Genomic DNA, 23293 nt, shown 5'->3' on the forward strand with positions numbered 1-23293 from the left:
GGCTTATTAGATATCTCGTGGTCCGTCCTGTATGGTCGACAGCAGGACCTACGCGTTCGAGGGAACGGAACCGAGCATCCACGAGAAGGCGTCAGTGAGTTACGAGGCGACGGCCGTGGTGAATCGCCATACGGCGCTTGATTTCGCTAGTTGACGGTACGCTTGATGTTGTATACGGCACACATTAGGACGATTTCACGGAACTCACGATACCAGCTTCGCGCACGCACGGCGTCGCCGAGCGTGCGCTTGATCACCGAGAAGACGGTCTCAGACAACGCTCTCTGGCCGTAGAGAGTCCCATCGATCCGCGCGTTATGCGCGTGATCGATGGGACGGAACTCTCGATGCTTGATCAGCGGTCTTACGTCCTCTTCCCGGAGTTTATCACGGAACCGTTGCCAGTCGTAGCCTTTGTCGGCGGCGAGGCTGTGCAACTCGCCAGCGTTGCGGCGGGCGAGTTGCCAGCCGATCTGCGTGTCGTGACGTTTCTTGGTTGTGCAGTGAACGTCGAGGATAGCTTGTGACTCAGTATCGACCAGAGCCGTTGTTTTGAGCGTCTGAACGCGGTAATTCGTCCGTCGGCAGTAGTGTTTGCTCGCGTTTTCGCGGTCGAAAAACGTCGCATCCATCGCCGCATGGCCAGATGGCTCGTGCAGCTGCGCCGACAGGCGCAGCAGCACTCGCCAGACTGCCATCTTGATCCTATCAAATGCTTTCACTAGCGTAGAGTGATCAGGGAGATCGGCCTCCTCAAGGCCGATCTCCGCCAGTATTTGTGGCATCTCGCTCAACAGGTCAAGTGCTTCCCGGTAGGATTTCTCCAAGTAAATCCGCAGACAGTGCAGCGAAACGACGGCGTAGTCGGCGAATCCGCCGCCACCCTGCGGGGCGGCGGATTCGCCTCGGCCACCAACAGCACTTTTAGCCAACGTCACGACCTTCCCAGTGAAGCGGGAAATTTTGGACATAGAGCATCCGCCGTTTCCCGCTTCAACTCCCTAGTTCTGACGGTCGAAGTCTATGCAGTCATGCGATTCACCAGAGCCAACTACTTCGAACTCGAGCCCGGTGAGGCGTTCTCGAGTGGCCTCCACACCCACTACGACCAGGAGGAGGTCTTCTACGTACAGGCGGGAACCGCCATCTTCGACACCGGTACGGGCGAGGTCCCCGTCGAAGCCGGCGAAGTGATTCATTTTGCGCCAGGTGACTTTCAGCAAGGATACAACCCCGAGGACGCCGAGGGCCGGGTTGTCGCCTTCGCCTTCGGCGCACCCGGGGCGAAACACGACTGGGATCAGATAGAATCACTGGTTTACTGTCGTCACTGCGACGACAAAGAGGGCCACAGCCTCTCGGTGACGGACGACGCCACCTTCGAACTGACCTGTTCGGAGTGTGGGAACTCGTTCGTCCTCGATTAACCGGTCGACAGCCGGACGTTTTTTCACGTTGACGAGTGTCTGGAGAGATATGACCGTTGACGAGCAGTCGATGTCGGAGATCGACACGACCCTCTTCGTTACCGTCTCCGGACCACCGGGCTGTGGCGCGACGACGCTCTGTGAACGCCTCTCGGAGGCGACCGGCTGTCCGTACGTCTCCGGCGGCGACATCTTCCGCGAAATCGCCGAAGAACGGGACCTGACCCTCACACAACTGACCGCGAAAGCCGAAGAATCCGACGAGATCGATCGGGCCCTCGACCAGCGACTGCAGACGATCGCCGAAGAGTGGGGAATGGCCAACAAACCGTTTCTCCTCGAGTCACGGCTTGCGGGCTGGCTCGCTGGTGACCGTGCAGACCTTCGGATCTGGCTCGACGCCCCCGAAGAGGTCCGAGTTCGTCGGATCGAGGATCGCGTCGAAACCGAACCGGAGATGCGAGTCCGAGAAGTCAGCGAAGCCGGCCGGTACCAGTCGTACTACGAGATCGACATCGGCGAACGGGAGTTCTACGATCTCACGATCAACACTGCCCGCTGGGGGAAAGAGGCCGTCTTCGATATCGTCAGGGCTGCACTCGAGTCCTACGAGCCGTCGGAAGACGACGGTGCGTTCGAGACGCCTGCGATCGACCTCTAGCTACTGTCAGGAGAGTAGTTCGGTGCTTCGTCGGTGATGACGACGTCGTGGGCGTGGCTCTCGGCCTGACCAGCCGAGGAAATGCGGACGAACTCGCTGCGTTCCTTGAACGTGGGGATCGTCTCGGCACCGACATAGCCCATGCCCGACTGCATTCCACCGGCGAGCTGGTGGAGTTCGGACTTGAGGGTACCCTTGTACGGTGTCGCCGCCTCGACGCCTTCGGGGACGTAGTCTTCCTCTTCGTCGGGCTCTTCTTTCAGATAGCGGTCACTGTCGCCGGACTTCATCGCCCCGACCGATCCCATGCCGCGGTACTGCTTGTACTTTTTGCCGTTCATCGTGACGACGCGGCCGGGTGCCTCCTCGGTGCCGGCGAAGTACGAACCGAGCATGACGGCGTCTGCACCGGCGGCGACTGCCTTGATAGCATCGCCGGAGTAACGGATACCGCCGTCCGCGATGACCGGAACGTCTTCCTGGCTGGCGACGTCGGCAACTTGCGCAACGGCAGTGATCTGGGGCATTCCCGCACCGGAGACGACGCGAGTGGTACAGATCGAGCCCGGACCGATACCGACCTTGATCCCGTCGGCGAAGTCGACGAGTTCCTGGGCGGCCTCGCGGGTACCGACGTTGCCGACGACGACGTCTGCCTCCACGGTTTCCTTGATCTCGCGTGCACCCTCGATGACGTTTCGATTGTGGGCGTGTGCGGTGTCGATAAAGAGGATATCCGCGCCGGCTTCGTCGGCCGCCTCGGCACGGTCGTCCTCGAAGGGGCTGACCGCGACGCCGAGCCGGAGCCGTCCCTCCTCGTCGCGGACGGCCTCCTTGTACTCACGCCGCTGGAGGATACCCTGCATCGTGACCAGCCCCACGAGGAGGTTCTCGTCGTCGACGACCGGAACGCGCTCGATCTTGTGCTCGTACATCAGATCGAACGCGTCGCGGGGATCGACGCCTTCATCGACCGTGATGACTTCGTCGGTCATCGCCTCGGTGACCGGATCGTCCTCGTTGACCTCGAGGTGCGGGCGGATGTCGGTGCTCGAGATGATGCCGAGTACTTCACCGCGCGTGTTGACGACGGGTGCGCCGCCGACACCTTCGTGAGCCATCAGGTTGTCTACCTCGCGGACGGTCATCTCGGGGTCCGCGGTGACCACATTCTCGGCGGGGATGACGAGCTCGTCGGCGCTTTTGACGCGTTCGATCTCCTCGACCATCTCGTCGACGTTCATGTTCCGGTGGAGGACGCCGAGACCGCCGTGGCGAGCCATCGCGATCGCCATTTCACTTTCCGTGACAGTGTCCATCGCCGCCGAGAGAATCGGGACCGACACCGCGACGTTCGTGGAGACTTGCGAGGTGAGGTCCGCGTCGTCCGGTTCGACCCGGCTCTCTTTGGGTCGCAATAAGACGTCGTCGAACGTTAGCGCTTCCGGTACCTGGAGTTTCGAAGAATAAGGCTCGTGCTCGGGAACGTCGTTCGCCATGTAAACCGTCCGAACCCGCGAGTCAAAAGCGTTGCGAGATGCGACCCGGCTGTGAACTGTCGACACGGTTCCCGACGGCGTGCTCGCAGCCCCGCAACACAAATTCGTACATCTGAAACCGTATCTGGCCGCTAGTGTTTGCGGACAAATGTATCGTGAAAACTCGTCTCACACAACGTTTATTGACAATCCGATCATTGGTCTTGGTATGTACGCTGTGAGTTCCAGCGGGGCCCGAATCGGTGGTCGGATGAGTGCCGTCTCCGCCTCCAAATTTACATTCGGGAATATCAAACTCACAGCACGAGGGCGTAATCGGGCGGACTGGTGGAATCTCCTTCAAGCCTGCCACCAGTTGCAACCTGAACGGGAACGTCCGTCACATCGCCCACCGGCCTCGGGTCATGGCCATCGACCCTAAGCCATGAGCTCGTCCGAACACCCGGTTGCCCTCCGCCTCGAGTCGTTAGTCGGTGGTAACGCCCGCCTGCTGGCGCTGGTGATGATGCTACCGTTGATCGACGGCGTCTTCCCGGCGCTGATCCTCGCGGGCGCGCTCGACGACCCGATCGGGGCCGTCCAGGTCGGTCTGCTGATCTTCGGCGGCAGCGCGACGGTTGCCGTCATTCTGGCGGAGATGACCGGGACGCCCCGTGAACAGGCCAAGGTCGTCTTACTCGTCGGCATCCCGGTGATACTGCTCTCGGCGGTGCAGGCAGCGCTCGCGCCGGCAATCGAGAGCGTCCTCAATATCGTCATCTTCGAACGGTTCGCGGCACTCGTGATCCTCGCCATCGCGGCCAAAACTGCAAGCGCGACGATCGGCGAGTATCTCCCCAGCCCAGGAGTCATCATCGGCCTCGGACTGGTTGCGAGCCTGGATCTCAACGGCATGGCGTTTATCATGATGGACGATCCTGCGCTGGTCGCAAACTCCATCCTTGCGGCCGTCGTTGGCGTCGTCTTCGCGCTGGCAGTCGCGCTCGGTGGCCCATACCTCCGGAAGTACATGGACATCGACCGGTTCCGCTTTGGCAGCGCGGTCGCACTCGGCCTGTTGCCAATCGCGCTGGTTGCAGATACCTTCGGGCAGGCACCACTGGCCGCATTGGTCGTCGCAGCTATCTTTGCGATCGACCCGCCACTCGAGGGTGACGAAGACGAAGAGGGCGAAGACGACTCCTTGGCTCCGGCGGTTGGGACGGGACCGCTACCTGATGGCGGCAACTGGGGAGCGTATGGACCAAAGAAAACTCAGTCGACCGACAGCCACGAGTCGACTGACCCCGAGGGTTACCCCGGCGACGACACGACGGACTCGGAAGGCCGGGCCCCCTGGTTGTGATAATCGAATCGAAACGGATTTAGGGGGCATCGCCCTACGAAAGACCGCGGGGTCGTGGCCAAGCCAGGTATGGCGACTGACTCCAGAGGCATGCGCCCGGGACGACACTCCAGACTGATATACTGATCGAACGCCTGATCAGCGTTCGTGTGATGACCCTCTGGAGTTCCGAGGCGCACCGGAGATATCAGTCGATCGGGGGTTCAAATCCCTCCGACCCCACTTTTGCCTTCGTGGATTAGTAATCGACAGACGTGAGCGGGTTCGCCGTCATTCGGATCAAGATTTCACCGAAGGATTTGAACCCCTCATCGACTGGTCATGCACGGCGTCTGGCGATTACTGAGATTTCACTTCCGGCAATAATAGCTGCAACTCTTCCGGCAACCATTGAGAACTTCTGAATTGCCCGCTCGAGATCCTCGATGTAACTGTGATCGGTTGCGCCCGAGCAATTCCACTGTGCTATATTAACGCAGACTCTATATAAGAATCTCCTTATAGGAAAGGCTTAAGCTGTTGTGTAGCGAAGCTATAGGGGAGAAGCGGGACAAACGGATCTCACTAATCAGTTACCGAATTAGTGACAGCGGTTCCGTGTCCCCGATTGACTACACTCCGACGTCCCTCTTACTGCTCTTCCCTGTTACCTCTCTCTGGTAGCGGAACAAGCAGTAAGAGGAAAACAGAGTATGGGCCGCTTCCGCCAACAGAAAGTGCAGTCACTAATCACAACCAGAAAGAGAGACAGTTATTGGTTGTCACTCATTCGTCGCGCCCGAGCAGGGTAGCGCATTCGTCTCGTAATTTGGCTGCGGAAGCCCGGCGAGATCGATGCACCTCCTCGTTCTCGGCCAACTCGCTCATCTCTTCGTAGATCAGTGCGAGCTGCCGAACGTCAACCACCAGAAGGGCCTTGGATTTCAACATTAGAGAAAATATGCTTTTAATGCATAAAATAGGTGTCGATTATGCACACTGGTTGTAGGTTGGATTGTGATGCTTTCCAAATACTTATCGGGGATTGCTAAGATGACTTCACCAGTAAGCGAATCTCTCATTCCCTATCATGGCTCCACAATCAGCAGACACGACCTCAATGGAATTTGTTGAGCAGGCGTTCAATACATCAGTCGATGAAGAGGCCAGAGAAGAGCTTCTGCAAGTCATTGACGATACGATTTCAAATCTGCGTGAGCAGATGAAAGACGATACGCTCGAGAGTATGCTCCGAGCGGATTCCGGGTCTTACACACTCCGAGGCAGTATGACTCGGGATGGGCTTCAACCTGAGCCATTCACTCAACAGGCGGTTATTGAGCCGCTCCTTGATACTCTTGGGTACGAATACGCGACGGAAGCAGGCGGCCTTTCCGGGGGACGGACAATGGTTGCTGACTACACCGTCTCCCTTCGCGATTATGAGAACGTAGACTCAACCCGATTACTCATCGAGGCCGAGCCAATCAACAAACAGCTCGATTCACGCGAGCATGGTGCAGGCCAAGTCCGTGACTGGTTGAGCCAACGAGAGTTCGAGTCCGACTTCGGATTTGCTACGGATGGACTTCGTTGGATGTTCATTCGGTACGATCCTGATTCCTATTCGCACAACACCATCGAAGAGATCGATCTACAGCCTGTTTTCCTCGCTCTATTTCAGAATCAGGTCGGTGAGCGGAAGCCGGTCGAAGAGGCGGTCTTCGATGCAGATGTAGAACAAGTTGACCGGCTCATTCGGACCTTTGAATTTTCTAACTTCGTCTCTATTGCCGGGGAAGCCCGTCAGGTTATCAGGCAGAAGCAGGAGGAGATCACTGACGAGTTCTACGACGACTATATTCAGTATGTCTTTGGTATCATCGATGACTCGGAAGAGACGCAACGATCGTTGATACACGATGGGGTTGTCGCACCATCTGGTGCCACAGGCGATGATACACGATTGTTTTCGGTTGAGTTGATGAACCGACTAATCTTCATCAAGTTCCTCGAAGACAAGCACATCGTTCGCCCTGATCTCCTTAAGACTGTTCTCGATACCTACGAGGACGGCCTCTATACTGAATCGCTCTACAAGTCTTTTGTTCAACAGCTATTCTATGATGTGCTAAATAAACGGCCAGACGACCGGCCACCTCAAATTCAGGACATTGAGCTGTTTAATGACATTCCATACCTCAATGGTGGCCTCTTCCGCCCCTCGATAGAACATGACGGAAGCGGGGACCGGGAGGCGTTTGAAGAGCGAGATTTCGACGTTCGGGATAGTGTCCTAATCTCGATCATCGAATTGCTTGAGAGCTATAGTTTCTCCGCTGACGGCTCACCTACGGATCTCGATCCGAGTGTTCTCGGGAACGTTTTCGAGAAGACAATCAACTACATTACAGGAGATAACGCGGATCAGAACAAAGAACTCGGAGCGTACTACACCCCAAAGGAGATTACGCGCTTCAGTGCAGAACAGACCGTTCGACCGGCACTATTTGATCGATTAAAGGACGTTCTGATCGAAGAGCGAGGGTGGCCGGAAGCAGAACTCGAGAACTACGATACGGTCTACGAACTCATCGAAGCAGTCCCCCCATCACTTGATCTCATTGGAACCATGCTTGATGAGGTGAACGACTTCCGTGTCGTTGACCCTGCGTGTGGGAGTGGACACTTCCTGACTTCTGTGCTTGAAGAAATCGTCAGTATCCGTCGCGCACTTTGGGCACAAAACGAGTCTTATCCCCACGAATACCGCCTGAAGAAAGTAACCGTTCAGAATAATATCTATGGTGTAGATATTGTAGGTCCGGCTGTCGAGATCGGTAAGCTACGCTGCTGGCTATCGATTATTGCCGAGCTTGAAGAGAAAGACATTGAAGAACTTGACCAAGAAGAGTTAGCACTGCCGAATATTGCTTTCAACCTTCGGCAAGGTAACAGCCTAATCGGATATACCGGCTTCCCCGAGACGACAGACGACGGTGATCTCTACACCCTCGAAAGCTTTAACGAGGATACTGTCAGGACACGGTATCAAAACATCATCGACGAGATCGATGCCTACGAAGAAGCTATTACAGGAGAACAAGCCGAAGAACATCGGCGTGAAGCCAATCGTCTCCTACAGAACGCTCGCGATGAGCTGATTGATGACGTTCGTGATGATTTCCTCTCAGCAGGTGTCGATGACATTACTACTGAGCAAGTTGAGAACTTCGATCCTTTCCATTGGGTTCTCGAGTTCGCAGAAGTGTATGCTGATGGCGGGTTCGACGTTATCGTTGGCAACCCACCGTGGGAGCGATTAAAGCCACTCCGTGACGACTTCTTCTCTCGATACGATCCCGCGTTTAGGACCAGACCTCCGAAAGAGAAAGACGAAACTCAGGATGAGCTATTAGAAGACGAACATATAGCTGAAAAATGGGAAGAGTACTTAGATGAAATGGAAATGCGGTCTGAGTACTATAAAAGCAGTAGTCAGTATGACCTACAACGACCGGAGATTGATGGTCGTGTTAAACCCAATCCGAATGATCTGTCTGCCTTGTTCTTTGAGCGCACCTTCAGTCTCGCAAATGGCGAGTCCTATGTAGCACAGGTCCTTCCCGGTACAATATTTAACGGGGCTTCCTGTAAGGATCTACGGAGCTACCTATTAGATAGCACTCAAGTAAATTCAATGCCGGTCTTTGAAAACCACGGCATTTTTGAACAGATTGATAACCGATACAAGTTTGGGATAATCGTCTTCGAGAATTGGGGTTCCACAGACAGCGTTCTTGGAAAATACCAAGAGGGGAACGTTGACGTTCTGAAAGAATTTGAGGAAGAGGCTATCGAGATGCCTAAAGAAGTTTTGGAAAGGTACTCACCGGAAGCAAGGATTTTCCCCTTCATTGAATCTGAAAGGAAGCTCGAGGTTCTACAATCGATAATTCAAAATCCACCCCTCGGAGATGAGAGCGCTTCTGAGTCGTATATGGAGCCATATCAAGGTCTTCGTCGGACCAGCGACTCTGATCGATTCGTGGATCAATCGGAAGCAGAATACCCCGTTTACGGTGGGAAAAATATCTACCAGTTCACCTACACTCCTGACTTTATTGATGATATTGAACCGCCCGAATTTTGGAGTGTCGAAGTAGAGACTGATCCCGAGCGTAGCGCGAAACAGCGTATGCGGGAGAAGACCATTAGGGACCTGAAGAGTGCTATCTATGAGGAGTTCGATGGTACTGGTTCTCAGAAAGGGTTTGTGAACGACTTATTAGAAGAGCATCGCGACAAACCGCTGTCTGAGGAAGACGTTCTCTTAGACTGTACTGAATACAGGATCGGATTGCGGCGCATTACTAATTCTACCAACGAGCGAACGTTAATCGCAACGATTCTACCAAAAGGAATCATTTGTCATAATACCGTTCTGACGATTCGTAATTACCGTATCGAGCCATATGAGGACGGTCTTGAAGAAGATCCGTTACATAACTTCTATCAAAGAGCGTTTACAGATCATGAACTCCTCGCAAAAGTAGGACTACTGAACTCGCTACCATTTGACTATTTATTGAGAACTAAAATTGACACGCAGATTGTGACATACAAGTTCAAAGAATCTCAAATGCCGGATCTAAAAGAAGGAGACGAATACTTCGAGTATATTGCGTTGCGAGCAGCTCGATTGAACTGCTACGGCGAAGAATTTGCTGAAATGCGTGACCGACTTGGTGGTATCGATCCCGTGGCTGATGAACAAAAACGACGACAGCTACAGGCTGAAATTGATGCTGCGTCTTTCCACGCATATGGATTAGATCGTGAAGAAACCAAGTTCGTATTAGACGACTTCCATCGGGTTAACAGTCCTCGAATGATGGACGAACAATACTTCGATCTGGTACTCGAGAAATATGATGACCTGAAGAACAAGAAGCTCGAAGAGTCTACTGCGTAAATCCCTACGTTTCGTTCGTTCGATACAGGTAACGCACAAGCTGCGTCGCTGCCTCTTCGCTCAGCGCCTCTTCATACTCAAGGACATAAGTACGTAAAGACATTCGGCGGTTCGATGTCGTCAAGCGCGGTCAGTGCAGCCTCTTGAAGTTCATCCAGTGTGTTGAACAAGCGGTTGCCGAGTGCTTGATTGAGTCGTCGCCAGCACTCTTCCACGGGGTTCAGCTCTGGTGAACCCCGTGGAAGGTAACACAGTTCGATCGGAGTTCCTTCGGCGAATGCCTGCACCTTGTTCGCCGTAAAATAGGAGGCATTATCTAAGACAACGCAGATTTTCTCGCCGAACTCGGTTTGGAGAGCGTCGAGCAACCGGATTGTGGTGTCGCTGTTGAAATTCTCCTCACACGGGAGAAAGAACGTCTCGCCGCTATTGCTGACTGCCCCGAGGAGTTTGATGCTGTCCCACGCGCCCGTCACCGGGAGTGACGGGCGCTCCCCTTCTGGAAACCACGCGTAGATCAGCGTCGAGAGAACCTGTCGCGTCTGATCGATGGTCAGGATCGTGTATTCATCGTCCAAGTTGTCGCGCTTTTTTTGAACCCTTCTTCCCAGGCCTCTTGGGCTCGTTCGTCGGACTTGTGGAACTCCGGCCGGGCTGTCTTCCAGGACAGCCCGGCCTCGGACATCAGTCGTCGGACGTGACGTTCGCAGTACTCAACACCGAATTCTTCGGAGAGATAGTGACGCGCTAGTGAAACAGACCACGCGGGCGCGTCGTATCCAACGTCTTCGGGAGACTCGTGAAGTACCTCAACAAACTGCTCGTGCTCGTCGTCAGAGAGTTCGGATGGTCTGCCCTCTCGTGGTTTGTCGTAGACGACCTCCTCGAACGGCTCGTCGGCGAGCCGTTCGAGTCGATTGAACCATTTCGAGGCCCAACTGCTGGAAAATCCATAGAGTGCGGCGGCTTCTGCTTGCGTTAGATCTTCTATCTCTTTGTAGGTGATCGCGGCCATGAGCCGCTTTGTTGCATCGGCATCATCGACCTCCGCCAAGATCTGGCGGAGGTCTTCGACAGAGACGTTCTCAAACGTCGCCATACTATTCCCCCGCATCTAGAGATACATGAAGTTTTAGCCATCAGTATGAACGGATCGATGTAACGAATGAAAAAACGCATGATAGCACGTTGTTCAAGACGGGATCGTGGCTGCAAGGACGGCTAGTTTTGCTTGATCTGGCGTACTTCAAGTACCGCCGCTTCGCGTTGATCGATGAGAACGACGGGTACTTCGTGAGTCGGCTGAAGCAGAACGCAAACCCGGTGATAACGGAGGAATTGCGGGAATGGCGCGGCCGCGCCATTCCCTTGGAGGGCAAGCAGATTCACGATGTGATCGATGATCTGCACCGCCAGTACATTGATGTAGAAGTCGAGGTAGCGTTCAAGCGAGGGCCGTACGAGGGGACACGGTCACGAGATACGAAGCGATTTCGCGTCGTCGGCGTCCGCAACGAGGACGCCGACGACTACCATCTGTACGTGACGAATTTGCCGCGAGAGGAGTTCTTGCCGGAGGATCTAGCCACGCTGTATCGGTGTCGGTGGGAGGTGGAGTTGCTGTTTCGTGAGTTGAAGACGCAGTACGAACTGGACGAGTTCGACACGAGCAACCCGGTCGTGGTAGAGATCTTGCTGTATGCAGCGTTGTTGTCACTGCTGGTGAGCCGCGATCTGTTGGATCTAGTCACTGAGCAGGCGGATGATGAACTCGTATTTCCGCCGGAACGCTGGGCGGCGACCTTCCGGTCGCACGCCCAGCTCATCCTCCACGAACTCGGTGAGTTCCTCGGGTACTCGCCACCACCGTTGCTGGAACGGCTGATCGAAGACGCACAGAAGATCCACAAGCAACGACCGATCTTACAAGAGACGCTCGCTACCGCCACGCAACCGAGGTGTGAGGCTTAGCTAAAGACGAATGCCCGTTTCTCTTAGCCCACGCCCAAAACTTCTGTCACTCATTAAGATTTCCGTGGCTGAGACGGTTTGCTGTCAGTCAGTTCTGGCGCGACCGCACACTCCTGCGGTCGCGCCGGGACATCGGGACAGCAGTCCGTATGAGCGGAGCAAAACTCCGCGATGTCTGCGGAAATTCTGGTTTCGCTTGATGACGAGAGTGAAATGTATATTCTATGACATATTGCCCGACGGCGTCCGACTGATCAGCGAGCCACTGACAACTGACAGCGGGACGAAAAGTTGCTTCCTCCGGAGCCCCGAAGACAACTCTGATCGAACTGCTCGAGCGCTGACGGGACTGGCTGTCGGCCTCTAGTGGCGGGCCAAGCCTGCACTGCGGGGTCGAATCTGGCGGTGTGGCTCGATTCGACCCGTCAGTCGACGGTTGGCACAGTATTGGCCTTCCGTTCGTCGAGTCGTCGCGAAGTGAGTACGTGGACGGCCTTTGACGGCCTCGGTGCTGGTGGGAGACGGATCGCATCGCACCAACTACTGTTAAGGGACCACACGTTCCATCGGTCCAGTATGCTTCACGCCACCGGGCCGTTGCTCACCGTCGACATCGGCGAGCGGACGGCGACCAAAACCGAAATCGACGACCTGCTCGAGAGCTACGTCGGCGGGCGCGCCCTCGCGACGGCGCTCGCCCACGAGCGCATCCCGTTCGACGCCGATCCCTTCGGTCCCGAGAACCGCGCCTATCTCTCGACAGGACCACTCCAGCAGTCTCAGATGTCGTTTACTGGCCGAATGAACATGACTAGCCTCTCACCGTTGACCGACGGGTTGGCCTCGACGAACGCCGGCGGTTTCCTCTCGAGAAACTTCGCCGATGCAGGGATCAGCGTCTTCGAGGTCGTCGGAGAGAGCGACGAACTGCTTGCCATCCACGTCACCGACGACGGGGTCGAATTCGAGGAGGTGCCCGAACTCGAGGAAGCGACGGTTCCAGCGGTCTCCGACCACATGGAAGACGAGCACGGCCTCGGCCCCGAGAACTGCATCGCGATCGGTCCTGCAGGGGAGAACCTCGTTCGCTTTGCGTCCGTGATGACGTTCGACTCGCGGGCGTTCGGTCGCGGTGGCCTCGGCGCGGTCCTGGGCGCAAAGAACGTCAAGTGTGTCACGTTCGAGGGCGACGCCGCGCCGGAACTCGAGGTCGAGATTCCGGACCCGCCGGAGTCCGAAATTCACAGGGAGGCGGCTACCGCGGACGACCGAATGCGCCGCCAGGGGACCACCGGCGGCACGGAGTTCATCAACGACAACTTCTCTCTGCCGACGCGGTACTTCCGAGAGTACGAGTTCGAGCATGCGGAGAACATCGGCGGCGACGCTGTCGAAGCGAAAAAGTACGAGAAAGGCACTTGCTCGACTTGCGCCTACGCGTGTAAGCTTCCGACTCGAGACGAGGAGACTGGCCTCGAGACCGAAGGCCCCGAGTTCGAGACCGTCTACTCCTTCGGCTCGATGCAGGGGATGGACGACATCGTCGACGTGATGAAAGGCAACGACCGCTGTGACACCCTCGGGATGGACACCATCTCCGCGGGCGTTACCGTCGCGGCCTACCTCGAGAGCAAAGACGAGTTCGGCAACGCCGACCTCGCCCACGAGATCACCGAGAAGATCGCCTACCGCGAGGGAGTCGGCGACCTTCTCGCCGAGGGCGTCGACCGCTGCCACGACGAACTCGGCGTCGACAACTTGACCGTCAAAGGCATGGAGTTTGCCGCCCACGACGGCCGCGTCCTCCACGGACAGGGCCTGTCCTACGCCGTCGCTAACCGCGGTGCAGACCACATGTACGGCGGGATGCTCTCCCTCGAGTACAGCGGCGAACTCGACCCCGAGGGGACACTCGGCAAGGCTGAACAACTCGTCACAGAGGAAAACTACAATGCCTTCCGCGACACCGGCGTCGTCTGTGCCTTCGGCGGCGATTACGTCACCGAAGAGCGCCTCGAGACCCTGTTCGACGCCGACTACGCCGACCTGCTCGCAGTTGGCGCGAAGACGGTCGAACTCGAGCGACACTTCAACAACCAGCGCGGCTTCGACGAAGAGGAGGACCGGCTTCCGTACGAGATTCCCGATCTCGAAGAGGCCGTCGCGGAGTACTACGAGGCTCGCGGCTGGCGCGAAGATGGGACCGTGACGGAGTCGCCGGTGCTCGAGGGTGTTCCGGCGGACGACTGATCGGTCGGAGTGATGACTCGAGGTTTCGATACCGGACAACCCACACTCATAGGGATTATCGTAGGAGTTCATAGTTTTCCCGTGGCGAACCACGACACAGCGTCGAAGGACGGGCTTCGAAACCTCCGGTTGGCTACGATAATCCCTATCAGTTGCCCGAGATAAGGCGGTTGGGCGTGGTGCTCACGTCTTTTGGATGGTGCACGTGCGTTCTACCGGCGACTGTGTGGCGGTCTATTCCAAGACCGCTCCACTCCAACATCGACTTGCCGTCACTGTCCGTCAGCCGTATCCGCACCGGACACGTAGCTCGGCTATGAGCCCGAAACCCGTCCGACTCCAGGACGACGACGCTCTCGAGCGGTTCGTCACGGATCACGAGGTGGCGCTCGTGGAGTTGTACACGAGCGGTTGTCCGAAGTGTCAGGCCATGGAGCCGGTGCTCGGGAACGTCGGTCGGTCGACGACGATTCCCGTGGGGTTGGCGAAACTCGGCGACGACCCCGTGCTGCTCGAGCGGTTCGACGTACAGTCGGTCCCGACGCTCGTCCTGTTCCGAGAGGGTGAGCAAGTTGCCAGGGTCTCCGAGGGATTTCTCGGCGGCGACGAGGTCGTCGACTTCGTCGAGGACCACGCCCCTGGGGCCGTCCCCGAAGACGCGTGACGAAGCCCGACTCACTCACGGACATGTACCATCGCGCGGCCGAATCGCACTCCTATGACGGCCAGCCGCGGTGGGACCCCGCTCGCTGTCCGGTGTGAACCGCTGGCCGAGCGAAGCGATCGGGCGCTCGAGGACTGATCGACGACTGCGACTGTGGCCGCGACGAGGGCTGTCCGGCCTCGCGGTGACGGGCGTGATCGACGCGTTGCTCGGGGAGGAAGAACTCGAAGAGCGGGTGGCAACTGCAACGGGCGAGTCCGAGAAGCGATGGCCGCCAGCGTCGATTTCCTGCCCGAGTTACCTCGTCTCGTCGCCGTCTTCTGGCAGGTCACTGGGTTCGATCTCGCCGTCGAGCAACTGTTCGCCGCGGTCGGTGACATCGTACATGCCCGTCGCGAGTTTCTTCAGGAGACCGTGTGCTGCGAGTTCACGACAGCGGAAGGCGGCGTCTCGACCGCGACAGACGCCCGCTTCGTCGACGTGGCGCGGAGCGAAGTTGTAGTCCTCCCGCAGCACCGCGAGGATCTCTTCGTCGCCGTCCTCGAACCAGTTGGGGCCGGGTTCGAACGTCTCGAAGCCCATCGGTGAGGCCTGCTCGTTCTCGTCGTCGTCCGTGTCGGAGTCGGCCGGGCTCATACGTGCCCGTACTCGATACGCAGTCAAGAAGGGACTGGATCGTGACGACTCGAGGTCGTCAGGAGGGGTGTTGGTGGCTGATCTTCTCGGCGACCGTGCCGGGAATCTGCGTGCCACAGTCTTTACAGCGCCAGGTCGGCGAAACCGAACCCGGCTGTTTCTCCATGTCCTGCTTGAATCGGAGGACGGCACCGCAGACGCAGGTATGCGTTGCCTGTGCCATAGACGATAGCTATCGTCCCGAGGCGATAAAGAATGCGCCGACTGCTCGCTTGCAAGCACACACCTGTCTTCGCCCGCGGACGACGTAGCGTATGGCTCCGAAACGGCCGGACGTCCGCGTCGACGACGAACCAGAAAAGCGGGCATCGTCACCAGCCGTAACGAAAGCGGCCGGGAACGGGGGGACGACCACGCCAGCGGGAGTCGTCCCAGCGACCGGGAGCGACGAGACGCTGGCCGAACCGTCAGGCGACTGTGAACAGAACGGCCCCCTCGTCGCGAGACTCCGATCACTGGCTGGGCGGTAACGACAGTCGCAACTGAACGTCGATGCACATCCGATCACCGAGGGCACTGCAGTTCTCGCTCACGCCGTTCACTCGAGTCACGGACAGCGAACAACGCGGCAGCAGCGATCCCGCGAACCGTGTGAACGAGCACGAGTGCCCGAAGCAGACGGCGAGGGCCGGCCCGTGAACTGTGCGGTCGGTGTGCGAGCAGTTTCATACGGTTTACTGTCGATCAGTTCCGGCGCGACCGCGAGTCCGCCTGCGGTCGCGGCCGGTACACCGGGACAGCATTCCGTATCAGTTGGGGTGATCTTCGTCCTCGAACAGTCCGAGGTCGGTCGCGATCAGGTCCGCGAGGCTGTCGGCGACGTCGGGATCGACTTCGGCGACTTCGTCACCGTCGTGGAGTTGTTCGTTGTGTCGGTCGATCGAATCCGCGAGGTCGGAGAGCGGAACGCGCGAGGTCGTCTCACAGTCGGGACAGACGACCGGAACGCGCGGTTCGTCCCCCGCTGAATCGCTGGGTGGCATCTGTAGACACTCTCGCGGCGATCGTCAAAATCTAATTGGTTCTGTAGTCGCGCAGTCGGTCCTGTTCTGGTCGTCACGCCCTCCGGGACGCCAGAAGCGTCGCCGCCAGCGCGACGAGGACGGCGATCGAACCGAAACCGGGCGTTTCGTCCGCGCTGTCGTCTCCGCCGTCGTTGTCGGAGGCCGAGTCGCCATCGTCGGTACTCGAGTCGTCGCCGTCGTCGCTATCGTCGACGTCCACGTCACGGTCGCCGTCTAGCTGGAGGACGACGACGGCCTGTCCATGCGAGCCGTCCTCGTGGTAGGTCCAGCCGCCAGTGTCCTCGTACGGTTCGGCGGCTTCGATCGGATCGCCGTCACTATCCCAACTGTCGTGGGCCTGCTGGACGTACCCGACGACATCGACGTCATCGGCGTCCTCGCCCTCGATTTCGACCTCGCCGTACTCGAGGGTCTCGTCTTCGGTGAGGCCGTGCCACTCGAGACAGTGAGAGTCGAGGTAGCCGTCGCCCTGCGGGAGGTCGTCGGTCGTGCCGAACTGGTCGGCGTCGAGCGGCCGCTCGTAGCTCTCGGTCAGCGGATACTCGACGACGAACGGGTCGGCGTTGGTGTGCCACTCGAGTTCCTCGCCGGTCGGCACGGTGACGGTCGTGTCGGGAACGCTTTCACCGACGACGGGATCACCGTTTTCGTTCAGCAAAGCGACACAGAGTTTCCCCGAGGCGTCGCCGAGATAGGGGGTCCGGTACTCGTCGCGCGGATTGACGTAGCTAATCCAGCTTCCGTCGCCCGCTTCGGTTTCGAAGTACGGATCGCCTTCTTCGGGCACTGGCTCGACGAACTCCGTTTCGCTGACACCGGTTTGTGTCGCTGCTACTGGTCCGACTCCCGTCGGATCGTCGCTCGAGTCGACCGTGATTGGTGTCGGATCGGCGTCGTCGCCCGCCGACACCGAAACTGCACCGATCGAGACCAGGCCGACTGCAAGAGCGGCCGTGAGGGCGACGAGGAGCAAGCCAGTAAAACGTACCGGGATGCGTGGCGAGACACTCACGCGTTGCCACCTCCGGTCGCGGTCCGACTGGCGGCAGTCGTTGGTCTGTGTCGTGGTCGACCGTTCGTAACCCGTGACAGTCGTCGTTCGCTAGCTGTCATGGAGCTGACTGTCTATCAGTCTAACTGTATATATGAGTCACCTACCCGCCAGTAAGGGAACCGTACTGCCGTCCCGTTGCTTGCGCTGGCACCCAAACCGACTTCCCCCTCGAAGGTGTACGAACCTCGATGCACGTTCGATCGCCCAGTCGAGAGACGGAGTCGACCGACCAAGCCGACTCGAGTTCGGGGTCGAGAATCGGCCGAAAACTGTTCGTTCTCGCCGTCGGCGTCGTCGCAGTCGCGTACCTCGTCTCGCGGTATCGTAGTGAGCGTCTGCCGTCGTCGGTCGCCGAGTTGCGAGAGCGAGCGCCGGCGACGCAACGACTGCGAGAAGAGGCGACCGACGCCGTCTCGAACGAGTTCCAGCCGATTCCGATCGGCGATAGCGAGGAGACGGAAACGGACGAGGCGGAAACGGACGACACTACCGACGTGGTCGACGACGTGGAGACGACCAGCGACGTGACCGACGAGGAGCGATCGCCAGCGGAAATCGCAGAACGGGCGGCCGAAGACGGTCCGGAGCCTGGCGAGATGGCCGTCGACGAGGCGGTCGAAGACGAACTCGCCGGTGAGGAGTCGGCAGAAGACGAGGAGTAATCGGTCGTGGCTCTTCTCGAGTTCGTCACGGTCGCGAACCGAACGGTTCGGAGAACGTGGCTCTTATGCGCCGTTCGCCCCTAGGCCGGGCCGATGACCGACGGAGACGTCGCAGCGTTCACACACCTCGGGCCGACGGTTCGCGGTGCACTCTCCGAACGCGGCTTCTCGAGGCCGACTGCGCCACAGCGGCTGGCGATTCCGCCGCTTGCCGCCGGGCAGAACACGCTCGTGATCGCGCCAACGGGGAGTGGCAAGACCGAGACTGCGATGTTGCCCGTCCTCGACGATCTCGTGGCCGGAGAGGGGCCGCCGAACGGGTTCGGCGCGCTCTATATCACTCCGCTTCGAGCGCTCAATCGCGACATGCGCGAACGTCTCGAGTGGTGGGGCGAGTATCTCGACCTCGCGGTCGACGTCCGCCACGGTGACACGACCGACTACCAGCGTAGCAAGCAGGCGACAGACCCGCCGGACGTGCTCGTGACGACGCCGGAGACGTTGCAGGCGATGTTGACTGGCGAGCGGTTGCGGGACGCTTTGCAAGACGTCTCCCACGTCGTGATCGACGAGGTCCACGAACTCGCGGCCTCGAAACGCGGCGCACAGCTTTCGATCGCCCTCGAGCGACTGCGTGATCTCGGGGGTTCGTTCCAGCGGATCGGACTGTCAGCGACCGTCGGCGACCCGGAAGAGGTCGGTAACTTTCTCACCGGCAGTCGTCCCTGTGAGATACGGGAGATCGACGTCGGAAGTAACGTCGACGTGACGGTTCGGGAACCCGAAATCACCGAAGAAGACGAGGAACTTGCGGGGAGACTGCTGACCGAATCCGACACTGCGAGTCACGTTCGGCTCATCCGTGACCTCGTCGCGGAACACGAGTCGACGTTGATCTTCGTCAATACGCGCCAGACCGCCGAAGCCCTCGGCTCGCGGTTCAAAGAACTCGACCTCCCGATCGGCGTCCACCACGGCTCGCTCTCGAAGGAAGCGCGGATCGATGTCGAGGACCGATTCAAAGCGGGAGAACTGGACGGCCTGCTCTGTACGTCCTCGATGGAACTGGGGATCGACGTCGGCAGCGTCGACCACGTGATCCAGTACCAGAGTCCGCGACAGGTCACGCGTCTCCTCCAGCGGATCGGCCGTGCGGGCCACCGCCAGGACGAAGTCTCGAACGGAACGATCGTGACGACCAGGCCCGACGACACGTTCGAGGCCGTCGCCATCGCGCGTCGCGCTCGCGCCGGCGAAGTCGAACCCGCGGCGATCCACGAGGGAAGTCTGGACGTCGTCGCCAACCAGATTCCAGGGATCGTCCAGAGCCGCGGGGACACCCGTCTCCGGGAGGCCTACGAGACCGTCTCGCGGGCGTACCCATTCCGTGATCTGTGCGAGGAGACGTTCCGCGAGGTCGTCTCGGAACTCGACCGAAACCGGATCGTCTGGTTCGACGAGAGCGAAGCCCAACTCGAGACGACCGGCGGCACCTGGCAGTACGTCTACTCGAATCTCTCGATGATTCCCGACGAGGAGACCTACGAGGTCCACGACATCGCCTCGAGTGGCCAGATCGGGACCCTCGACGAACGGTTCGTCGTCAACTTCGCCGAACCCGGTGAGATCTTCGTCCAGCGCGGCGAGATGTGGCGGATCAGCGAAATCGACGACGAGGAGGCCCGTGTGAAGGTTAGCCCGATCGAGAATCCTGGCGGCGAAGTGCCGTCCTGGATCGGTCAGGAGATACCGGTTCCCACGGCAGTCGCCCAGGAAGTCGGCGAGATCCGTGCCGTCGCACAGCCACAGCTACAGACGGGCGCGGACGCCACCGCCGTCGGCCGCGAGCTCGCGAGTCGGTACCCGGCAGACAAGTACACGCTCGCGGAGGCCTGCGAACAACTCGAGCGCCAGATCGAGAGCGAGTCGCCGATGCCGACGGCCGACCGGATCGTCCTCGAACGACAGGGACGAACGATCGTCGTCAACGCCCCCTACGGCCACACAGCAAACGAAACGCTCGGGCGCAGTCTCTCGGCACTGCTGGGACAACGGGCCGGATCGTCGGTCGGCCTCGAGACGGACCCCTACCGGATCGAACTCGAGGTGCCGACCTCGATCGCGACCAGCGACGTTCTGGCGGTGCTAGAGGAGACCGAGCCCAACCACGTCGAGACGATCGTCGAACTCGGACTCAAGAACTCCGACGCGCTGGCGTTTCGACTCGCACAGGTCTCGGCGAAGTTCGGCGCGCTCAAACGCTGGCAGGGCGGAAGTGCTGGCCGGCTCTCGAACGAACGGCTGCTGGCGGCACTCGAGGGGACACCGATGTACGAGGAAGCGATCCGCGAGGTGTTCCACGAGGACTTGGACATCGAACGGGCGAGTGCGGTGCTCGAGGGAATCCAGTCCGGCGAGATCGAACTTCTGACTCACCGCGGGCGGACGCCGGTCGGGCAGGGTGGCCGCGGCTCTGGCGGCAAGGAACTGCTCGCGCCCGAGAACGCCGATGCGAGCGTCATCGAGACGGTTCGGGAACGGATTCAGAACGACCGCGTCATTTTGCTGTGTACTCACTGTAACGACTGGAAGGTCACGACGAAGGTGAAACGAGTCCGCGACCAGCCCGAGTGTCCCGACTGTGGCTCGACCCGGATCGCGTCGCTGAACCCGTGGGCGGACGAAGTCGTCCAGGCGGTTCGAGCAGCAGAGAAAGACGACGAACAGGAAAAGATGACCGAACGCGCCTACCGGGCCGCGAGTCTCGTCCAGAGCCACGGCAAGCAGGCGGTGATCGCAATGGCGGCCCGCGGCGTCGGCCCGCACAATGCTGCCCAGATCATCAACAAACTCCGGGAAGACGAGTCGGAGTTCTACCGGGACATCCTCTCGAAGGAACGCGAGTACGCACGCACCCAGTCGTTCTGGGATTGAGACGGATTGTTGTACCGCTGCCCCGGTACGACTGCGCTCTGTCTTCCAGTTGCACCGCCTGTCGTTACCAGTTCTCGGTAACTCGCTTATTTTAGTGAACTACCCCCTACTCGCTCACCGGTGACGCGGTTCGCTCTTTGAAGGTAGCGTGAGAGCTCCCGTCTCACGGACCATGCGAACGGACGCTTCGCGCCCGTGAGCAGCGGGCCTTCCTGTTTCTCCGACGCGCTTTGCAGACACCGAGGTGTCCACAGGGAGCGCAGTCTCCACAGGCGTTCGAAAATCAGTCAGTGAGTTTTCTAGCCCATCAGAACCGACTAGCTCTGAGGACGTTGATTCGCAGGTGACATCGACCCGAAGCTGTTTTCGGTGACGATACGAGTCGGACAAATCCGATGCTGGCGGAGACGAGCGTCGAGACTCCTGCCTGCGCCGACGGCCGTCCGAAACCTGACATACACATTGCCATACGATTTATAGGAAACCAGACGAGTTGTCTTTCCAATGTCATCATATACCGTTCTTTTCGTCGACGATAGCGACTTTATGACCCAACACGTCAGTGAGACGTTAGAGTCGGAACACGGATATGAAGTCGAAGCAGTGACGACAGCATCCGGGGCACGTTCTGCGTTCGAATCGACAGGATTCGACTGCGTCATCGCCAGCTACGAGCTACTCGACGAGAACGGTATCGAACTCGCGGCCTCTCTGCAAGACATCGCGGACGACATCCCGTTCGTTCTCTTTACCGGAAACCCGCTCGAGCCGCTGGTCGAAGAAGCACGTGAGGCAGGCGTCACGGCCTTCGTCAGCAAAAGCGACCACGCGACCGGCGACATGAACGTCTTTGCAAACCGGATTCGACTCTCGATCGAAGCCGTGAACTGACCGACTTGGTCTCTTCTCCGTCCGTAACGACCATACGACTTGCTCCCGTCCGCTCGAGTATGAACATCGCGCCGGGGGGCTGGAAGTACGCTTTCGTTTTCCTGCTCGCTGCCCCCTTCGCTTTCCTGTTTAGCATCGGCGCGAGTCTCCTGTTGCTCGCGCTCGGTGCCGGAGCACTCGCGTTTTTCCGTGATCCCGAGCGGACGCCACCACCAACCGGCGTCGTCTCGCCGGCCGACGGAACCGTCTCGGTTCTCCGGGAAGACGGGGGCCACGTACGCCTTGGCGTCTTCATGAACGTCTGGCACGTCCACGTCGTCCGCGCACCTTTCGCCGGCGCCGTCACCGATCTAGAGCACGTCTCCGGCGCGAACAGGCCCGCCTTCTCGAAAGAGTCCGACCGGAACGAACGCGTCCACGTCGAACTCGAGACCAACTCGCCCGAGTTACCGTCGGTCGACCTCGAGTCGAATCCGATCGAGGACGGAAGCGACACGGCCGGTCCGAAAACCGACGGCGAGGCTTCCGACGCCACGGTTACCCTCATCGCCGGCGCGTTCGCCCGCCGAATTTTCCCCTACGTCGAACCAGGCGACGACCTCGAGCGAGGCGATCGGCTCGGCCACATCGCCTTCGGGAGTCGGGTCGATCTGGTCTTCCCGCCGTCGGTCGATCCCGACGACCTCGCGGTCGAACCCGGCGATTCGGTGACCGCCGGCGAGACGGTAGTTTTCGACTCGCATTCGGTCGGTGACTGATCGGACTCGAGCGAAGCGGTTCCGAGCGGTCAGCCAGGCCGATTCGGCGGCCGACCGGCCAAGTCGACTGGACCGTTCACGAGCGACAAGTCAGTATAAAAATATTTGTTCCAGGTGTCCGGGATACTCGTATGGGATCGTCCCCGACTGCGAATCCTCCACGACAAACCGGCAAACAGGCACCCCTCGGCGTCAAGATCATCTGCGTGCTCGGCGTTCTCGCGTCGATACTCACCTTGTTCGTCTCGCTTCAGATCATGACTTCCGGGGGGCAGTTCGCGGGCCTCGGACTGCTATTCCTGGCCCTGACAGGTGCCTACCTGGTCGTGATCTACGGCCTGTGGACCGTCCAACCGTGGGGCTGGACGTGGGGCATGATCGTGTTCGTTTTCGGCGCAGTCATGGATCTCTTCCAGGGGGAGGTCCTCAGTTTGCTCATCAGTCTCGTGATCATCGCGTACCTCTACAGTAAACGAGACTACTACCGGGACTAGCCCGAGCG

General features: G+C 59.0%; 21 protein-coding genes, 1 tRNA gene and 1 pseudogene. 15 read left to right on the plus strand and 8 right to left on the minus strand.

What is annotated here, in order from left to right; translation table 11 throughout:
* Positions 1-31: 31 nt before the first annotated feature.
* The gene (locus NATGR_RS20485) at positions 32-154 is read left to right on the plus strand and encodes a hypothetical protein (protein WP_015233798.1); all 123 of its coding nucleotides are present in this window, start codon (positions 32-34) and stop codon (positions 152-154) included.
* Here the strand turns inward: NATGR_RS20485 and NATGR_RS15875 are convergent.
* Positions 147-971: an IS5-like element ISNagr1 family transposase gene (locus NATGR_RS15875; RefSeq protein WP_015233383.1), complete on the minus strand. Its 825-nt coding sequence runs from the start codon at positions 969-971 to the stop codon at positions 147-149. The genes NATGR_RS20485 and NATGR_RS15875 overlap by 8 nt on opposite strands.
* A gap of 60 nt (positions 972-1031) precedes the next feature.
* Here NATGR_RS15875 and NATGR_RS15880 point away from each other — a divergent pair, with 60 nt between their 5' ends.
* Complete coding sequence (locus tag NATGR_RS15880; RefSeq protein WP_015233799.1) at positions 1032-1427, plus strand: cupin domain-containing protein; 396 nt, start codon at positions 1032-1034, stop codon at positions 1425-1427.
* A gap of 49 nt (positions 1428-1476) precedes the next feature.
* On the plus strand, positions 1477-2088 hold the full coding sequence (gene cmk, locus NATGR_RS15885; RefSeq protein WP_015233800.1) for a (d)CMP kinase: 612 nt from the start codon (positions 1477-1479) through the stop codon (positions 2086-2088).
* Here the strand turns inward: cmk and guaB are convergent.
* Positions 2085-3587 carry an IMP dehydrogenase gene (gene guaB / locus NATGR_RS15890; RefSeq protein ID WP_015233801.1) on the minus strand — a complete coding sequence of 501 codons (1503 nt, stop codon included), beginning with the start codon at positions 3585-3587 and terminating at the stop codon, positions 2085-2087. The genes cmk and guaB overlap by 4 nt on opposite strands.
* 424 nt (positions 3588-4011) lie before the next feature.
* Here guaB and NATGR_RS15895 point away from each other — a divergent pair, with 424 nt between their 5' ends.
* Both NATGR_RS15895 and NATGR_RS19650 read left to right on the plus strand, forming a co-directional pair.
* A complete protein-coding gene (locus tag NATGR_RS15895; protein ID WP_015233802.1) occupies positions 4012-4932 on the plus strand; it encodes a DUF5794 domain-containing protein in 921 nt (306 codons plus the stop codon).
* Between the two features lie 48 nt (positions 4933-4980).
* Positions 4981-5154, plus strand: a tRNA-Trp gene (locus NATGR_RS19650).
* Positions 5155-5697: 543 nt separating this feature from the next.
* On the opposite strand, the gene NATGR_RS19655 is transcribed toward NATGR_RS19650, so the two are convergent.
* A complete protein-coding gene (locus tag NATGR_RS19655; RefSeq protein ID WP_015233803.1) occupies positions 5698-5862 on the minus strand; it encodes a hypothetical protein in 165 nt (54 codons plus the stop codon).
* A 169-nt stretch (positions 5863-6031) separates the two neighbouring features.
* Between NATGR_RS19655 and NATGR_RS15900 the strand changes: the two genes are divergently transcribed.
* A complete protein-coding gene (locus NATGR_RS15900) occupies positions 6032-9886 on the plus strand; it encodes an Eco57I restriction-modification methylase domain-containing protein (RefSeq protein WP_015233804.1) in 3855 nt (1284 codons plus the stop codon).
* A gap of 77 nt (positions 9887-9963) precedes the next feature.
* Here NATGR_RS15900 and NATGR_RS19045 read toward each other — a convergent pair.
* Positions 9964-10985, minus strand: a protein-coding gene (locus NATGR_RS19045) for an IS630-like element ISNagr2 family transposase (RefSeq protein ID WP_076611210.1) whose coding sequence is annotated in 2 segments (ribosomal slippage) — positions 9964-10481 and positions 10481-10985 — 1023 coding nt in all. Because the reading frame shifts where the segments join, the coding sequence is not laid out codon by codon here.
* Positions 10986-11032: 47 nt separating this feature from the next.
* Between NATGR_RS19045 and NATGR_RS15915 the strand changes: the two are divergent.
* From NATGR_RS15915 to NATGR_RS15925, 3 genes and pseudogenes are all read left to right on the plus strand, one after another.
* Positions 11033-11857 (plus strand): annotated as a pseudogene (locus NATGR_RS15915) (IS4 family transposase); the annotation flags it as partial.
* A gap of 576 nt (positions 11858-12433) precedes the next feature.
* Complete coding sequence (locus NATGR_RS15920) at positions 12434-14107, plus strand: aldehyde ferredoxin oxidoreductase C-terminal domain-containing protein (protein WP_005577058.1); 1674 nt, start codon at positions 12434-12436, stop codon at positions 14105-14107.
* 316 nt (positions 14108-14423) lie between these two features.
* Positions 14424-14771 carry a thioredoxin family protein gene (locus tag NATGR_RS15925; protein ID WP_005577057.1) on the plus strand — a complete coding sequence of 116 codons (348 nt, stop codon included), beginning with the start codon at positions 14424-14426 and terminating at the stop codon, positions 14769-14771.
* Positions 14772-15068: 297 nt separating this feature from the next.
* On the opposite strand, the gene NATGR_RS15930 is transcribed toward NATGR_RS15925, so the two are convergent.
* A complete protein-coding gene (locus NATGR_RS15930; RefSeq protein WP_005577055.1) occupies positions 15069-15407 on the minus strand; it encodes a hypothetical protein in 339 nt (112 codons plus the stop codon).
* A gap of 58 nt (positions 15408-15465) precedes the next feature.
* A complete protein-coding gene (locus NATGR_RS20015) occupies positions 15466-15630 on the minus strand; it encodes a hypothetical protein (RefSeq protein WP_005577053.1) in 165 nt (54 codons plus the stop codon).
* A gap of 91 nt (positions 15631-15721) precedes the next feature.
* On the opposite strand from NATGR_RS20015, the gene NATGR_RS15935 reads away from it, so the two are divergent.
* Positions 15722-15937 carry a hypothetical protein gene (locus NATGR_RS15935; RefSeq protein ID WP_005577052.1) on the plus strand — a complete coding sequence of 72 codons (216 nt, stop codon included), beginning with the start codon at positions 15722-15724 and terminating at the stop codon, positions 15935-15937.
* A 279-nt stretch (positions 15938-16216) separates the two neighbouring features.
* On the opposite strand, the gene NATGR_RS15940 is transcribed toward NATGR_RS15935, so the two are convergent.
* Positions 16217-16450: a hypothetical protein gene (locus tag NATGR_RS15940; RefSeq protein ID WP_005577049.1), complete on the minus strand. Its 234-nt coding sequence runs from the start codon at positions 16448-16450 to the stop codon at positions 16217-16219.
* A gap of 73 nt (positions 16451-16523) precedes the next feature.
* Positions 16524-17504, minus strand: coding sequence for a hypothetical protein (locus tag NATGR_RS15945; RefSeq protein ID WP_015233806.1), 981 nt, complete (start codon positions 17502-17504; stop codon positions 16524-16526).
* Between the two features lie 230 nt (positions 17505-17734).
* On the opposite strand from NATGR_RS15945, the gene NATGR_RS15950 reads away from it, so the two are divergent.
* The 5 genes from NATGR_RS15950 to NATGR_RS15970 all read left to right on the plus strand — a co-directional run bounded on the left by NATGR_RS15950 (position 17735) and on the right by NATGR_RS15970 (position 23285).
* Entirely contained in the window at positions 17735-18208 is a 474-nt protein-coding gene (locus tag NATGR_RS15950; RefSeq protein ID WP_005577045.1) for a hypothetical protein, read from the plus strand.
* A 93-nt stretch (positions 18209-18301) separates the two neighbouring features.
* Positions 18302-21142, plus strand: a complete 2841-nt coding sequence (locus NATGR_RS15955; RefSeq protein ID WP_005577043.1) for a DEAD/DEAH box helicase — start codon at positions 18302-18304, stop codon at positions 21140-21142.
* A 504-nt stretch (positions 21143-21646) separates the two neighbouring features.
* A complete protein-coding gene (locus NATGR_RS15960) occupies positions 21647-22033 on the plus strand; it encodes a response regulator (protein ID WP_015233807.1) in 387 nt (128 codons plus the stop codon).
* A gap of 59 nt (positions 22034-22092) precedes the next feature.
* Entirely contained in the window at positions 22093-22791 is a 699-nt protein-coding gene (locus tag NATGR_RS15965) for a protein sorting system archaetidylserine decarboxylase (RefSeq protein ID WP_005577039.1), read from the plus strand.
* Positions 22792-22922: 131 nt separating this feature from the next.
* Positions 22923-23285 (plus strand): hypothetical protein, encoded by a 363-nt coding sequence (locus NATGR_RS15970; RefSeq protein WP_005577036.1) that lies wholly within the window; start codon positions 22923-22925, stop codon positions 23283-23285.
* Positions 23286-23293 lie beyond the last annotated feature (8 nt).

Source organism: Natronobacterium gregoryi SP2, from assembly GCF_000230715.2.
Taxonomy (GTDB): domain Archaea; phylum Halobacteriota; class Halobacteria; order Halobacteriales; family Natrialbaceae; genus Natronobacterium; species Natronobacterium gregoryi.

What these genes read in the sequence shown, in the direction of transcription:
- NATGR_RS20485 (WP_015233798.1), top strand. Translation starts at nt 32, where the DNA reads ATGGTCGACAGCAGGACCTACGCGTTCGAGGGAACGGAACCGAGCATC.
- NATGR_RS15875 (WP_015233383.1), bottom strand. Translation starts at nt 971, where the DNA reads ATGTCCAAAATTTCCCGCTTCACTGGGAAGGTCGTGACGTTGGCTAAA.
- NATGR_RS15880 (WP_015233799.1), top strand. Translation starts at nt 1,032, where the DNA reads ATGCGATTCACCAGAGCCAACTACTTCGAACTCGAGCCCGGTGAGGCG.
- cmk (WP_015233800.1), top strand. Translation starts at nt 1,477, where the DNA reads ATGACCGTTGACGAGCAGTCGATGTCGGAGATCGACACGACCCTCTTC.
- guaB (WP_015233801.1), bottom strand. Translation starts at nt 3,587, where the DNA reads ATGGCGAACGACGTTCCCGAGCACGAGCCTTATTCTTCGAAACTCCAG.
- NATGR_RS15895 (WP_015233802.1), top strand. Translation starts at nt 4,012, where the DNA reads ATGAGCTCGTCCGAACACCCGGTTGCCCTCCGCCTCGAGTCGTTAGTC.
- NATGR_RS19655 (WP_015233803.1), bottom strand. Translation starts at nt 5,862, where the DNA reads ATGTTGAAATCCAAGGCCCTTCTGGTGGTTGACGTTCGGCAGCTCGCA.
- NATGR_RS15900 (WP_015233804.1), top strand. Translation starts at nt 6,032, where the DNA reads ATGGAATTTGTTGAGCAGGCGTTCAATACATCAGTCGATGAAGAGGCC.
- NATGR_RS15920 (WP_005577058.1), top strand. Translation starts at nt 12,434, where the DNA reads ATGCTTCACGCCACCGGGCCGTTGCTCACCGTCGACATCGGCGAGCGG.
- NATGR_RS15925 (WP_005577057.1), top strand. Translation starts at nt 14,424, where the DNA reads ATGAGCCCGAAACCCGTCCGACTCCAGGACGACGACGCTCTCGAGCGG.
- NATGR_RS15930 (WP_005577055.1), bottom strand. Translation starts at nt 15,407, where the DNA reads ATGAGCCCGGCCGACTCCGACACGGACGACGACGAGAACGAGCAGGCC.
- NATGR_RS20015 (WP_005577053.1), bottom strand. Translation starts at nt 15,630, where the DNA reads ATGGCACAGGCAACGCATACCTGCGTCTGCGGTGCCGTCCTCCGATTC.
- NATGR_RS15935 (WP_005577052.1), top strand. Translation starts at nt 15,722, where the DNA reads ATGGCTCCGAAACGGCCGGACGTCCGCGTCGACGACGAACCAGAAAAG.
- NATGR_RS15940 (WP_005577049.1), bottom strand. Translation starts at nt 16,450, where the DNA reads ATGCCACCCAGCGATTCAGCGGGGGACGAACCGCGCGTTCCGGTCGTC.
- NATGR_RS15950 (WP_005577045.1), top strand. Translation starts at nt 17,735, where the DNA reads ATGCACGTTCGATCGCCCAGTCGAGAGACGGAGTCGACCGACCAAGCC.
- NATGR_RS15955 (WP_005577043.1), top strand. Translation starts at nt 18,302, where the DNA reads ATGACCGACGGAGACGTCGCAGCGTTCACACACCTCGGGCCGACGGTT.
- NATGR_RS15960 (WP_015233807.1), top strand. Translation starts at nt 21,647, where the DNA reads ATGTCATCATATACCGTTCTTTTCGTCGACGATAGCGACTTTATGACC.
- NATGR_RS15965 (WP_005577039.1), top strand. Translation starts at nt 22,093, where the DNA reads ATGAACATCGCGCCGGGGGGCTGGAAGTACGCTTTCGTTTTCCTGCTC.
- NATGR_RS15970 (WP_005577036.1), top strand. Translation starts at nt 22,923, where the DNA reads ATGGGATCGTCCCCGACTGCGAATCCTCCACGACAAACCGGCAAACAG.